This window comes from Streptomyces sp. NPDC101234 (genome assembly GCF_044767525.1).
Lineage (GTDB): Bacteria > Actinomycetota > Actinomycetes > Streptomycetales > Streptomycetaceae > Streptomyces > Streptomyces sasae.
Genome location: NZ_JBIWOA010000032.1, coordinates 92,943 through 106,704, shown reverse-complemented (window position 1 = coordinate 106,704; position 13,762 = coordinate 92,943). Strand labels below are relative to the sequence as shown.

Here is a 13,762-nt window from a genome sequence, read left to right as displayed (position 1 = left end):
GCTGGGGGTCCGCGAACACAGCGACGAGTCAGTGACACTCCGACGAGGAGATCCGTATGGAACAGAGGGACAGTCGGACCGCCCCGCCGGCACTCGGCGTGGGGATGGTCGGCTACGCGTTCATGGGCGCCGCGCACTCACAGGGGTGGCGCACCGTGGGGCACGTGTTCGACCTGCCGCTGCGGCCGGTGCTGGCCGCGATCGCCGGCCGCGACGCTCACGCCGTGCGGGCGGCGGCGGACAAGCACGGCTGGGCCGCGGCGGAGACCGACTGGCGCGCCCTCGTGGCCCGCGACGACGTGCAACTCGTCGACATCTGCACACCGGGCGACAGCCATGCGGAGATCGCGATCGCGGCGCTGGAGGCGGGCAAGCACGTGCTGTGCGAGAAGCCGCTGGCCAATTCGGTCGCCGAGGCCGAGGCCATGGTGACGGCCGCCGAAGCGGCCCGCTCGCGCGGGCAGTTGGCGATGGTGGGCTTCAACTACCGGCGTGTGCCCGCCCTCGCCTACGCCCGCCGGCTCATCGCGGACGGCAGGCTGGGCACGCTGCGCCACGTCCGGGTCTGCTACCTCCAGGACTGGCTCGTCGACCCCGACTTCCCCCTGACGTGGCGGCTGCAGCGGGAACACGCGGGGTCGGGGGCGCTGGGCGACCTCGGCGCGCACATCGTCGACCTCGCCCAGTACCTGGCGGGTGAGCCGCTGGTCGGGGTCTCCGCCCAGATGGAGACCTTCGTCAAGGAACGCCCCCGTCTCGACGGTGTCTCTTCCGGTCTCACGGCTTCCGGCGGCCCCCGGCGCGGGCCGGTCACGGTCGACGACGCGGCCGTGTTCACCGGCCGGCTCGCCTCGGGGGCCCTCGCCTCGTTCGAGGCGACCCGGATGGCATCGGGGCGCAAGAACGCCCTGGGCCTGGAGGTGAACGGCGAGTTCGGTTCGCTCGCCTTCGACCTCGAACGCCTCAACGAGCTGTCCTTCCACGACCACCGGGAGCCCGCCGCCACCGCGGGGTTCCGCAGGATCGTCGTCACCGAGCCCGAGCACCCGTACCTGGAGGGCTGGTGGCCGCCGGGCCACGCGCTCGGCTACGAGCACACCTTCGCCCACCAGGCCCGTGATCTGGTGGAGGCCATCGCCTCCGGCGCCGATCCGATCCCGTCGTTCGCCGACGGTCTGCAGGTGCAGCGGGTGCTCGCCGCGGTGGAGGAGAGCGCGCGGAAGAACTCCGTGTACACCCCTGTCCAGGCCGTCGTGGCCGAAGTCCGGTAGCGATCCGGCACGAACCTCCGCCTCTCTTGGAGCCGCCATGCCCCGCCCGTTCACCCTGTTCACCGGTCAGTGGGCCGACCTGCCCTTGGAGGAGGTCTGCCGGCTGGCCCGCGACTTCGGCTACGACGGCCTCGAACTCGCCTGCTGGGGAGACCATTTCGAGGTCGACAAGGCCCTGACCGATCCGTCCTACCTGGTCGCGCGGCACGCCCTGCTCGACAAGTACGGTCTGAAATGCTGGGCGATCTCCAACCATCTCGTCGGCCAGGCCGTGTGTGACAACCCCATAGACGAGCGGCACCAGGGCATCCTGCCCGCCCGCATCTGGGGCGACGGGGAGCCGGAGGGCGTACGGCAGCGGGCCGCGGCCGAGATCAAGGACACGGCGCGTGCTGCGGCGGCCTTCGGTGTCGACACGGTCGTCGGATTCACCGGGTCGTCGATCTGGCATCTGGTGGCGATGTTCCCGCCGGTGCCGGAACGGATGATCGAACGCGGCTACGAGGACTTCGCGGAACGCTGGAATCCGGTCCTGGACGTGTTCGACACCGAGGGCGTCCGCTTCGCCCACGAGGTCCATCCGAGCGAGATCGCCTACGACTACTGGACCACCCGACGCGCCCTGGAGGCCGTGGACGACCGGCCGGCCTTCGGGCTCAACTTCGACCCCAGCCACTTCGTCTGGCAGGACCTGGACCCGGTCGGCTTCCTCTACGACTTCCGGGACCGCATCTACCACGTCGACTGCAAGGAGGCCCGGAAGCGTCTGGACGGGCGCAACGGGCGGCTCGGCTCCCACCTGCCGTGGGGCGATCCGCGGCGCGGCTGGGACTTCGTCTCCGCCGGACACGGAGACGTCCCCTGGGAGGACGTCTTCCGGATGCTGCGTTCGATCGGTTACGACGGGCCGGTCTCCGTGGAGTGGGAGGACGCCGGCATGGACCGCCTCACCGGCGCGCCGGAAGCACTCGCCCATCTGAAGCGGTTCGACTTCGACCCGCCCTCCGCTTCCTTCGACGCGGCGTTCGGAGGCCGCGACAACTAGAGACCTCCACTCGGGACGATCGCTTCCCGGATCCAGCCGGACGAAGGCCCGCCGCCGGACGGCCGCCGGGCGGGTCCGGGCTGCCCGGACCCCTCTTTGTCCTGTCTCTGGAGAAAGTTCGACTTCTTTCTGCGCAAGGTCTTTCTGTAGGGGACGAACCGGGTTACGGTCCCGTCTCAGACACAGGCGCCACACAGTGGTCCGACAGCGACGGCGCACACCCCGCCGGCAGCACTGCTCACCGCTGCGTCTGCCGGACGACATCCGTGCAGAGCACACGGCCGACCGCCGCCACGAATCCCGCACAACTCACCGATGACACCTTCGCCGTGAGCGCGCCCGCCAGGGAGTCGCCCTCCCAAGCCGCGTCCAAGGCCCGCTCCTATGCCGACGGTGGGCGGGGAAACCGGCCCCGCACCCGCCCACCGTCCTCCAACCGCAACGGAACATCGACATGGCAGGGAGGCACCCGTGAACAACGACGGGAACGCATCGAAGCCCCGGACCGGTGGGCAGACCGCACGCACCGGTGTCTGGTTCGTCGGAGCCCGCGGATCGGTGGCCACCACCGCCGTCGCCGGATGCGCGGCGGTCACCGCCGGACTGCACCGACCGACCGGCATGGTCACCGAGACACCACCGTTCGACGGCACCGGCCTGCCGTCCCTGTCCTCGCTCGTCTTCGGCGGCCACGACACCGCCCACAGCCCGCTGCCCAAACGGGCCGACCAGCTCACCGACGCCGGCGTCCTGCCGCACGGACTCGCCGCGGCCGTGCACGCCGAACTCCGGTCCGCGGACGAGGAGATACGACCCGGTGGCCCGCTCCCGGGCGACACGCGCGGCGACGAGGAACTCATCGCGGACTTCGCCGCCGACCTCACCTCGTTCCGCGTGCGCAACGCACTGGCACGGGTGGTCGTCGTCAACGTGTCCTCCACGGAGCCGCCGCCCGCACCCGAAGACCCGCGGCTCCCGCCGAGTTCCCTCTACGCGGCCGCCGCCCTGCGAACCGGGTGCCCCTACGTCAACTTCACGCCGTCCACCGGGCTGCACACCCCGGCGCTCACAACAGTCGCCGCGGCCGCCGGACTTCCGCACGCGGGCCGTGACGGCAAGACCGGCCAGACCCTGCTGCGGGCCGTGCTCGCCCCGATGTTCGTCCAGCGCGTCCTGAAGGTACGGGCCTGGTCCGGCACCAACCTGCTGGGCGGCGGGGACGGAGCGGCGCTGGCCGACCCCGGCGCGGCCGCGGCGAAGAACGCCGGCAAGGAACGCGTCCTGACCGACATCCTCGGACACCCCCCGCAGGGCGAGGTGCACATCGACGACGTACCGGTGCTCGGCGACTGGAAGACCGCCTGGGACCACATCGCCTTCGAAGGCTTCCTCGGCTCGCGCATGATCCTCCAGACCATCTGGCAGGGCTGCGACTCGGCCCTGGCGGCACCGCTCGTCCTGGACCTGGCCCGCCTGGTCGCCCGCTCCCACGAGGTGGGCCTGTCCGGCCCGCTCGCGGAACTCGGCTTCTACTTCAAGGATCCCGACGGCGGCCCGGCGGGCCTCTCGGAGCAGTTCACCGCCCTGCTGTCGTTCGCCGACCGACTGCGGGGGACGAAGTGATCCGATCCGCTCCGCCCGGTCTGGCCCCACCCGCGCCCGCCGACGCTCGGGAGTCCACCGCAGCCGGAAACGGCCGGGGTCCCGTGGGCACCGCACCGCGGCGCGGGTCCCGGGCGCGGCTGCGGGACTGGGCCGAACTGCTTCGTGTCTCCGCGCTGTTCACCGTGCCGGGCGATGCCCTCGCCGGCGCCGCGGCCACCGGACTGCGGCCCAACCGGGGCACGGCGTACGCCGCGTGCGCCTCGCTCCTCCTCTACCAGGCGGGCATGGCACTCAACGACTGGGCCGACCGCGACGAGGACGCCCTCGACCGCCCCCACCGACCCGTTCCCTCCGGCCGTATCTCCCCGACGGCGGCGCTGGCGGCGGCCGGACTCCTGACCGCGGCGGGCCTGACGTCCGCCGCCCGCGCCGGCCGGCCCGCACTCGCGGTGGCGACGGTCCTGACCGCCACGGTCTGGGCGTACGACCTCCGGTTGAAGCACACCCCCGCCGCCCCGGCGGCGATGGCCGCGGCCCGCGCCCTGGACCTCCTGCTCGGCGCCACGGCAACCCTGTCCGCGCCCACCATGCCGCCGACCGCCCGCAGAGCCGCCGACCCATCACCGTCCGCGATGCCCGGCCGGGGGAGAGGGCACGGGACAGGGCGGAGCGGGGGAGCTCCTGCCACGCCCGGTACCGCCCTCCGTGCCGCGGCTCCGGCCGCCGCGCTGGCCGCCCACACCTACGCCGTCACCGCCGTATCGCGGCACGAGGCGCACGGCGGTTCGACGCTCACCCCCCTCGCCGCGCTCGGCCTGACGACCACGCTCGGTCTGCTGCTGTCCCGGACCCGCACGACGGCAGGACCCGTCCCGGCGCTGTCGGCCGCCGCGTACGTCCGCACCGCCGCCGGTCCTTTCCTGCACGCCGCCCTCAACCCGTCCCCACCCCTCACGCAGCGCGCCGTCGGCGGCGGCATCCGCGCCATGATCCCGCTCCAGGCCGCGCTCGCCGCCCGGTCCGGGGCGACCGGCACCGCACTCGCCGTGCTCGGGCTCGCACCCGCGGCCCGTGCCTTCGCCCGGAAGGTGAGCCCCACATGAGCGGCCGGCAGCGACTGCGCCTCGGCTACGGCACCAACGGCCTCACCGACCTCCGTCTCGACGACGCCCTCGGCCTGCTCGCCGACCTGGGCTACGACGGCGTCGGACTCACGCTCGACCACATGCATCTCGACCCGCTCGCGGACGACCTCGCCGCCCGTACCGCCCGGCGGCTCGGCGAACTCGGCCTCACCGCCACCGTCGAGACCGGCGCGCGGTACGTGCTCGACCCGCGCCGCAAGCACGGTCCGTCGCTGCTCGACGCGGACACCGAGGGCCGTGCCGCCCGCACCCGGCTGCTGCTCACGGCGGTTCGGGTCGCGGCGGACCTCGGGGCCCACGCCGTGCACTGCTTCAGCGGCATCACCCCGCCCGGCACCGACGACGACACCGCGTGGCGGCGCCTGGAAGAGGCGCTGCTTCCCGTCCTCGACGCGGCGGCCGCCGCCGGCGTGCCGATCGCGATCGAACCCGAACCGGGACACCTCCTCGCCACCCTCGCCGACTTCCATCACCTGCGCACCGCGCTCGGCAACCCTTCTCCGCTCGGCCTGACCCTCGACATCGGCCACTGCCAGTGCCTGGAGCCGGCCACGCCCGCCGAGTGCGTCCGGGAGGCGGCGCCCTGGCTGCGGCACGTGCAGATCGAGGACATGCGCCGCGGAGCGCACGAGCATCTGCCCCTGGGCGACGGCGAGATCGACTTCCCGTCCGTGCTGGACGCACTCGCCGACACCGGCTACCGGGGCCTCACCGTCGTAGAGCTGCCCCGGCACTCCCACGCGGGGCCGGAGCTGGCCCGGTCCTCCATCGAGTTCCTGCGGACCGCGACGGCCACGACCGCGAAGGGAGTGCCCGCAGCATGACGCACCCACTTCCCTGGACCCGAGCCGATGTCGAGGCCCGGCTGCCCGACGACGCGGCGCGCGCCTGGTTGACCGAGGCGCTGGCCGACGCCGCGTGCGTACCGACAGCACCCCCGACGGCGCCGGCCCCGTACGCGGCCGATACCTGGGAGCTGCGGTTCGCCGCCGCGGGACGGCACTGCGGCCATGACAACGCGGACGCCGTCCGCACGCTGCTGCTGACCACGGCCCAGGCGGGACCGGAGACCCTGACCCGGCTCTACCGGCACGGCAGTGCCGCCGAACGCCGCGGGGTGCTCCGGGCCCTTCCGATGCTGGTCGACGGACCGCACGCCCTGCACCTCGTCGAGGACGCCCTGCGCAGCAACGACACCCGGCTCGTCGCCGCCGCCGTCGGTCCCTACACCGCCGCGCACCTCGACCCGCACGCCTGGCGTCACGCCGTCCTGAAGTGCCTGTTCACCGGCGTCACCCTCGACGCGGTCGCGAGCCTGGCGCAACGCGCGGCCGGCGACGGCGAACTGGCCCGCATGCTCACCGACTACGCCGCCGAGCGGACGGCCGCCGGCCGCGAGGTCCCCGACGACCTCGGCCGCGTGCTGACCCTGACGGGCGAAGAGCCCAGGGAGCTTTGATGCGAATCTTCGACCCGCACATCCACATGACATCCCGCACCACCGACGACTACGAGGCGATGTACGCCGCCGGTGTACGCGCCGTCGTCGAACCGTCCTTCTGGCTCGGGCAGCCCCGCACCGGTCCGGCAAGCTTCTACGACTACTTCGACGCCCTCCTCGGCTGGGAACCCTTCCGCGCGGCCCAGTACGGCATAGCCCACCACTGCACCCTCGCGCTCAACCCCAAGGAGGCCAACGACCCGCGCTGCACGCCGGTCCTGGACGCCCTGCCCCGCTACCTGGCCAAGGACGGCGTCGTCGCCGTCGGCGAGATCGGCTACGACTCCATGACACCGGCCGAGGACACCGCGGTGGCCGCCCAGCTTCAGCTCGCCGCCGCCCACGGCCTGCCCGCCCTGGTCCACACGCCCCACCGGGACAAGCTCGCCGGTCTGCACCGCACTCTCGACGTCGTGCGCGAGTCGAGTCTGCCGGTGGAGCGGGTGCTGCTCGACCACCTCAACGAGACGACCGTCGAGCACGCGAAGGACAGCGGCTGCTGGCTCGGGTTCTCCGTCTACCCGGACACCAAGATGGACGAGGACCGCATGGTCACGATCCTGAAGACCTACGGGACGGAGAAGGTCCTCGTCAACTCGGCCGCCGACTGGGGAAAGAGCGACCCGCTGAAGACCCGCAAGGTCGCCGACGCCATGCTCGCGGCCGGCTTCGGCGAGGACGACGTCGACCAGGTGCTGTGGCGCAACCCGGCGGCCTTCTACGGACTCAGCGGCCGTCTCCGGCTCGACGTCCCGAAGCCGGAGGGCCTGCACGAAGGCAACTCCGTCCTGCGCGGCGGGGAGTGAGTCATGCGTTTCCGCCATGCCGACGGCTCGACGGTGCACCTCGCCTACTGCACCAACGTCCACCCCGCCGAGACCCTCGACGGTGTCCTCGCCCAACTCCGCGACCACTGCGAGCCGGTCCGCAGAGCCCTGGGACGCGACCGCCTCGGCATCGGCCTGTGGCTCGCCGGCGACGCCGCACGCGCGCTGATCGCCGACCCGGCGGCGCTGCGGCGGCTCCGGGCCGAACTGAACCGGCGCGGCCTCGAAGTCGTCACCCTCAACGGATTCCCCTACGAAGGATTCGGCGCGGACGCGGTCAAGTACCGCGTCTACAAGCCCGACTGGGCCGACACCGAACGCCTCGCGTACACCACCGGCCTGGCCCGGCTCCTGACGGAGCTGCTACCGGACGACGTCAGCGAGGGGACCATCTCCACCCTGCCGCTGGCCTGGCGGACCGACTACGACGAACGCGCCGCCGCCACGGCCGGTGCCGCGCTGACCACCTTGGCGGAGCGGCTCGACGCACTGGAGGAACTGACCGGCAAATCGGTCCGCATCGCCCTCGAACCGGAGCCCGGCTGCACGGTGGAGACGACCGCGGACGCGATCGGACCGCTCACCGCCCTGCCCGGCGACCGTATCGGTGTATGCGTCGACACCTGCCATCTCGCCACGTCCTTCGAGGACCCGGCCACCGCACTGACCGCGCTCGACGCAGCGGGTATCGGCGTCCCCAAGGCGCAGCTGTCGGCCGCCCTGCACGCCGAGGATCCCCGTCTGCCAGAGGTCCGCGACGCCCTCGCGGCCTTCGCCGAACCGCGCTTCCTGCACCAGACCCGCGCCCGCACGCCGACCGGTCTGCACGGCACCGACGACCTCGGCGAGGCACTGGCGGGCGACGCCCTGCCCGACGGCACACCCTGGCGCGCCCACTTCCACGTTCCCCTGCACGCCCCGCCCGCCGCACCGCTCACCTCCACCCTGCACGTGCTCCAGGACGCCCTGGCCCTGCTGGTGGGCGGCACGGAGCCCCGCACCCGCCACCTCGAAGTCGAGACCTACACCTGGCAGGCCCTTCCGCCGAAGCTGCGCCCCCGCACCAGAACCCAGCTCGTGGAGGGCATCGCGGCCGAACTGGCCCTCGCCCGCGACCTGCTCACCGGCCTCGGCCTGAAGGAGCTGCCATGAGCATCCACCCGACTCCGCTCCTGGTCCTCGACGTGGTCGGCCTCACCCCGCGTCTCCTCGACCACATGCCCCGCCTCAAGGCGCTGGCCGCCTCCGGCTCGCGGGCGAACCTGTCCACCGTGCTCCCGGCCGTCACCTGCACCGCACAGTCCACCTTCCTCACCGGCGAGCCTCCCGCCGAGCACGGCATCGTCGGAAACGGCTGGTATTTCCGCGAGCTCGGCGACGTACTCCTGTGGCGCCAGCACAACGGACTGGTCGCCGGCGACAAACTCTGGGACGCGGCGCGCCGCGCCCACCCCGGCTACACGGTCGCCAACATCTGCTGGTGGTACGCCATGGGCGCCGACACCGACATCACCGTCACCCCCCGTCCCGTCTACTACTCCGACGGACGCAAGGAACCCGACTGCTACACCCGCCCGGCAGCCCTGCACGACGAACTCACCGAGAAGTTCGGCACCTTCCCGCTCTTCCACTTCTGGGGACCGGGCGCGGACATCGTCTCGAGCCGGTGGATCGCCGACGCGACCCGCCACGTCATGCGCACCCGACGGCCCGACCTGACCCTGTGCTACCTGCCCCATCTCGACTACGACCTCCAGCGGTTCGGCCCCGACGACCCCCGCTCCCACCGCGCCGCCACCGAACTCGACGCCGTCATCGGCCCCTTGCTCGACGACGCCCGCGCCGAGGGCCGCACGGTCGTAGCCCTGTCCGAGTACGGCATCACGCCGGTCAGCCGCCCCGTCGACATCAACCGCGCCCTGCGGCGCGCCGGGCTGCTGGAGGTCCACACCCAGCACGGCATGGAGTACCTCGACCCGATGGCCTCCCGCGCCTTCGCCGTCGCCGACCACCAGCTGGCGCACGTCTACGTCCGCCGGCCCGAGGACCTGGCAGCCACCCGCGAAGCGCTCCAGGACCTCCCCGGCATCGAGGAGATCCTCGACGACGACGGCAAGAAGGCGAACGGACTCGACCACCCGCGCTCCGGCGAACTGGTGGCGGTCGCCGCCCCGGACGCCTGGTTCACGTACTACTACTGGCTCGACGACGCCCGCGCCCCCGACTTCGCCCAGCTCGTCGAGATCCACCGCAAACCCGGCTACGACCCCGTCGAGCTGTTCATGGACCCCGGTGATCCCTACGTGCGGCTCAGAGCCGTCAAGGCGGTGGCCCGCAAGAAGCTCGGCATGCGGTACCGGCTCGCGGTCGTACCTCTTGACCCCTCACCCATCCGCGGCAGCCACGGCCGCCGCCCCGCGAGCGACGAAGAAGGTCCGCTCGTCCTGGTCTCCACCCCCCGCGCAGTATCCGGCCGCGTAGCGGCCACCGAAGTGAAGTCCCTTCTCCTGAGGCTCGCCGGACTCTCCTGAGACGGCGGCCGTCAGGCACCCGCAGCACCGCGACGACGAAAGAGAGAACCACTGTGACCGCGTTCAACGACGAAGCCGTCACCGGCGACGCCCTGCGCCGCACCCTCGGCGTCAACCGCCGCCGTTTCCTCAGCACCTGCACGGCCGTCACCGCCGGGGCGATCGCCGCCCCCGTCTTCGGCGCCGCCCCCGCCCTGGCGCAGGGCAGAGCCGAAGCCGCCGGCCACGACCGGGGCCGTGCCACCCTGGTCCCGCCGGACAAGCGCGGCATCATCCTCTACACCGTCCGTGACGCGACCGGCCGCGACCCGCTCGCCTCCGACCTGCCCTCCGGTTTCCGCGAGGTGTTCCGGCAGCTGTCGCGCTTCGGCTACCGCCAGGTGGAGTTCGCCGGCTTCGGCCAGCACGCCAACGCGCCCGGCGGCGCCGATCTGGGCACCGTCCAGGGCGCGAAGCTGCTGCGCTCCTGGCTCGACGAGTACGGGCTGAGGGCGCAGGGCAGCCACGGCTTCATCCCGCCGTCCTGGCCGCTGACGTCCTCCGACGTGGACGCCTTCAAGCGCTGGCTGGAGATCGCCAACATCCTCGGCATGGAGCACATGGGCACCGGCGCAGACCCCACCAACACCCCCTACCGGGCCGACTGGGACGCCGCCGCGCAGAAGTGGAACACCCTGGGTGCCATCGCCCGCAGGGAGGGCATCAAGCTCTACACCCACAACCACGACAGCGCCTACGACTTCCTGCTCGACGGCGGCCCGCTCGACTCCCAGGGCCGTCCGACCCGCAGCTCGGGCACACGGAAGCTGGAGTACTTCCTGAAGACGACCGACCGCAAGAACGTCTACCTGGAACTGGACGTCTTCTGGGCACACGTGGCCCAGTACAAGTTCCACACGTACACCGCCCACGACGGCTCGCAGCGGGAGGACGTCTTCGACCCGGCCGCACTCGTGGTCCGCAACACCAACCGCTTCCCGCTCTTCCATGCCAAGGACGGTGTCGTGAACACCCAGAGCGGCCTGGGCTACGACATGGTGCCGTTCGGTACGGGCGACATCGACTACCGCAGGTTCTTCACCCGGGTGGGCGCGAAGAACTACCACAACCCGATGGTCGAGCAGGACAACGCGCCGAGCACGAGCGTCCCCGGCCAGTCCCTGGAGTTCGCACGGATCGGCTACGACAACCTCGCGGCCCTGCGCGCGTGTAACTGAGGGAGAACCACCCAGGAGTCCCGCCCGGCGTATCGACGCCGGGCGGGTCCCAGGCATGCCGGAAAAGGCCAGATATACCTGGACAAACTTTCCTCAAGAAAGTTAAAACTTTGTCCTTGACGAGGCGAAAGTAGGCGCCCTAGCGTCCAACTCAGCTACTCTCCGCGGTTTTTGATCAGCCATCACCAGACCGAAGGAGTTTTGAGTGCGCAACAGACGGATCGTCACCCTCGTGGGTGCGGCTGCGTTGGCCGGAGCCGTCGGGCTCCTGCCGCTCTCCCCGGCCCAGGCCACCACATCGGACCCCGCGCCGCCGGCCTCGTCGGACTTCCAGAAGGTCACCCTCAACGACCGCCCGGGTGAGCCCATGGCCCTGGCCGTCCTGCCCGACCGGCGGGTCCTCCACACGGCGCGCACCGGAGAGGTCCGGATCCACGACCCCCGAAGCGGCGTGAACTTCCTGGCCGCAGACATGAAGAAGAGCCCCGCCGGGCTCTACCAGCACGACGAGGAGGGCGTGCAGGGCATCGCCGTCGACCCGGGCTTCGCCAAGAACCACTGGGTCTACCTCTACTACTCGCCGCGCCTCGACACCCCCATGGACGACCCGGCCACCCCGGGCGTCAACGAGGGGGACGCACCGCAGTTCGGGACGGCCGCGGACTTCGCCCGGTACAAGGGCGTCACACGGCTGTCGCGGTTCAAACTGGAGGGCAACAAGCTGGACTTCGCCACCGAACAGAAGGTCATCGACGTGCCCGCCGACCGCGGCATCTGCTGTCACGTCGGCGGCAAGATCGACTTCGACCACAAGGGCAACCTGTTCCTGTCGACCGGTGACGACTCCAATCCGTTCTCCTCCGACGGCTACGCCCCCCTCGACGACCGCCCCGACCGAAACCCGGCCTACGACGCGCGGCGCACCGCGGGCAACACGAACGACCTGCGGGGCAAAGTCCTGCGCATCAAGCCCAAGAGCCGCGGCGGTTACACCGTCCCGGACGGCAACCTCTTCGCGCCGGGCACTCCGAAGACCCGTCCCGAGGTCTACGCCATGGGTCTGCGCAACCCGTTCCGCTTCGCCGTGGACGACAGGACCGGCGAGCTCTACGTCGGCGACTACTCACCCGACGCCAACAAGGCCGACCCCGGCCGCGGCCCCGCCGGCCAGGGCCGCTGGATGGTCATCGACCGCCCCGCCAACTACGGCTGGCCGTTCTGCGTCACCCGCGACCAGCCCTACCAGGACTACGACTTCGCGACCAAGACCTCGGGCGGCGCGTTCGACTGCGCCAAGCCGGTCAACGACTCGCGCCACAACACAGGCCGCAGCGAGCTGCCACCGGTCACGGACGCGGAGATCGTCTACGGCTACGGAGCCTCCGACACGTTCCCCGAGCTCGGCACCGGCGGCATCGGCCCCATGGGCGGCCCGGCGTACCGCTACGACAAGCGGAACACGGCCCAGAACCGCTGGCCCCAGTACTTCGACGGAAAACCGCTCTTCTACGAGTGGACCCGCGACCAGATGAAGGCCGTCACCCTCGGCAAGAAGAACGAGGTCCAGAAGATCGAGGACGCGATCCCCGCGATCACGACGGACGGCCCGATCGACGCCGAGTTCGGCCCGGACGGCGCGCTGTACGTCCTGGAGTACGGCACCGGGTACTTCGCGGAACTGCCCGAGGCCCAGCTCTCCCGCATCGACTTCACCCGCGGGAACCGCACCCCGGAGCCCAAGGTCGCCGCGGACGCGGTCAACGGCACCAGCCCGCTGACGGTCCAGTTCTCCAGCGCCGGCACGAAAGACGCCGATGGTGACGCCCTGCGCTACGCGTGGGACTTCGACGCCGACGGCACCGTGGACTCCAGGGAGGCCGACCCGAGGCACACCTTCGACAAGAACGGCGTCTACGACGCCACGCTGAAGGTCACCGACAGCACCGGACGTTCGGCCTCCGCATCCGTTCCCGTCGTGGTCGGGAACAAGGCGCCGGTCGTCTCGCTCACCACCGACCCGGCTCCGCACGGCGGCACGGCGTTCCACTGGGGTGACACGGTCACTTGGCAGGTCACCATCACCGACGACCAGCCGGTGGACTGCTCGAAGGTCACCGTCTCGTTCATCCTCGGCCACGACTCGCACGGCCACCCGCTGTCGTCGAGCAGCGGCTGCTCCGGATCGTTCGAAACGTTCGTCGACGGCGGACACGCCGGCGCGGACAACCTGAAGGCGGTCTTCAACGCCACCTACACGGACTCCCCGCCGGCCGGCCTGCCGGCCCTCTCAGGCAGTGCCGAGGTCGCGCTGACGCCGGCCGACTGACCAGGCCGAGACACAGATGCGGGGCGCCAACCCAAAGAGGGGGGCGCCCCGTCGTCGGTCCGGCGACTGCTCGTCCCGGCGGGGTCCTACGGCCGCCTCCTGAGTAAGGGGCAGCAGAAGCCTGGGCGATCCTGCCCCCCTGCGAGGGCACAGGGTAGGGGGCGCTTGGACGACGAAGGGGCAGCCGATCGATGAGGCCGTCACACCAGAACTCGGTGTGCTGAGGACGCGGGGTTCTGCGTGTGGGTACGGTCAGAGCGTAGCTTTCAGGTTAGGTTTTCGCCTGGCTGGTTC

Annotated in this window: 12 protein-coding genes; 11 read left to right on the top strand and 1 reads right to left on the bottom strand. The window is 71.5% G+C overall.

Annotated elements, in window-relative coordinates:
* The first annotated feature begins 56 nt into the window (after window positions 1-56).
* A complete protein-coding gene (locus ACIRR9_RS41915; protein ID WP_403763693.1) occupies window positions 57-1,271 on the top strand; it encodes a Gfo/Idh/MocA family protein in 1,215 nt (404 codons plus the stop codon).
* Window positions 1,272-1,308: 37 nt separating this feature from the next.
* Window positions 1,309-2,316: a sugar phosphate isomerase/epimerase family protein gene (locus tag ACIRR9_RS41910; RefSeq protein WP_403763691.1), complete on the top strand. Its 1,008-nt coding sequence runs from the start codon at window positions 1,309-1,311 to the stop codon at window positions 2,314-2,316.
* 238 nt (window positions 2,317-2,554) lie between these two features.
* Here ACIRR9_RS41910 and ACIRR9_RS41905 read toward each other — a convergent pair whose 3' ends face one another.
* Entirely contained in the window at window positions 2,555-2,689 is a 135-nt protein-coding gene (locus ACIRR9_RS41905) for a hypothetical protein (RefSeq protein WP_403763688.1), read from the bottom strand.
* A 98-nt stretch (window positions 2,690-2,787) separates the two neighbouring features.
* Here ACIRR9_RS41905 and ACIRR9_RS41900 point away from each other — a divergent pair, with 98 nt between their 5' ends.
* From ACIRR9_RS41900 to ACIRR9_RS41860, 9 genes are all read left to right on the top strand, one after another.
* A complete protein-coding gene (locus tag ACIRR9_RS41900; protein ID WP_403763685.1) occupies window positions 2,788-3,939 on the top strand; it encodes an inositol-3-phosphate synthase in 1,152 nt (383 codons plus the stop codon).
* A complete protein-coding gene (locus ACIRR9_RS41895; RefSeq protein ID WP_403763682.1) occupies window positions 3,936-5,024 on the top strand; it encodes an SCO3242 family prenyltransferase in 1,089 nt (362 codons plus the stop codon). Before ACIRR9_RS41900 ends, ACIRR9_RS41895 begins: the two co-directional genes overlap by 4 nt.
* Window positions 5,021-5,890 (top strand): sugar phosphate isomerase/epimerase family protein, encoded by an 870-nt coding sequence (locus ACIRR9_RS41890; RefSeq protein WP_403763679.1) that lies wholly within the window; start codon window positions 5,021-5,023, stop codon window positions 5,888-5,890. Before ACIRR9_RS41895 ends, ACIRR9_RS41890 begins: the two co-directional genes overlap by 4 nt.
* Entirely contained in the window at window positions 5,887-6,525 is a 639-nt protein-coding gene (locus ACIRR9_RS41885; RefSeq protein WP_403763676.1) for an EboA domain-containing protein, read from the top strand. The genes ACIRR9_RS41890 and ACIRR9_RS41885 overlap by 4 nt, the downstream gene beginning before the upstream one ends.
* Window positions 6,525-7,373 (top strand): TatD family hydrolase, encoded by an 849-nt coding sequence (locus ACIRR9_RS41880; RefSeq protein ID WP_359213670.1) that lies wholly within the window; start codon window positions 6,525-6,527, stop codon window positions 7,371-7,373. Before ACIRR9_RS41885 ends, ACIRR9_RS41880 begins: the two co-directional genes overlap by 1 nt.
* Before the next feature lie 3 nt (window positions 7,374-7,376).
* A complete protein-coding gene (eboE, locus tag ACIRR9_RS41875; protein ID WP_403763673.1) occupies window positions 7,377-8,546 on the top strand; it encodes a metabolite traffic protein EboE in 1,170 nt (389 codons plus the stop codon).
* Window positions 8,543-9,925, top strand: a complete 1,383-nt coding sequence (locus tag ACIRR9_RS41870; protein WP_403763670.1) for a nucleotide pyrophosphatase/phosphodiesterase family protein — start codon at window positions 8,543-8,545, stop codon at window positions 9,923-9,925. The genes eboE and ACIRR9_RS41870 overlap by 4 nt, the downstream gene beginning before the upstream one ends.
* Window positions 9,926-9,978: 53 nt before the next feature.
* Window positions 9,979-11,142 carry a sugar phosphate isomerase/epimerase family protein gene (locus ACIRR9_RS41865; protein ID WP_401700257.1) on the top strand — a complete coding sequence of 388 codons (1,164 nt, stop codon included), beginning with the start codon at window positions 9,979-9,981 and terminating at the stop codon, window positions 11,140-11,142.
* A 205-nt stretch (window positions 11,143-11,347) separates the two neighbouring features.
* The gene (locus ACIRR9_RS41860) at window positions 11,348-13,468 is read left to right on the top strand and encodes a PQQ-dependent sugar dehydrogenase (RefSeq protein WP_403763667.1); all 2,121 of its coding nucleotides are present in this window, start codon (window positions 11,348-11,350) and stop codon (window positions 13,466-13,468) included.
* The last annotated feature ends 294 nt before the right edge of the window (window positions 13,469-13,762 follow it).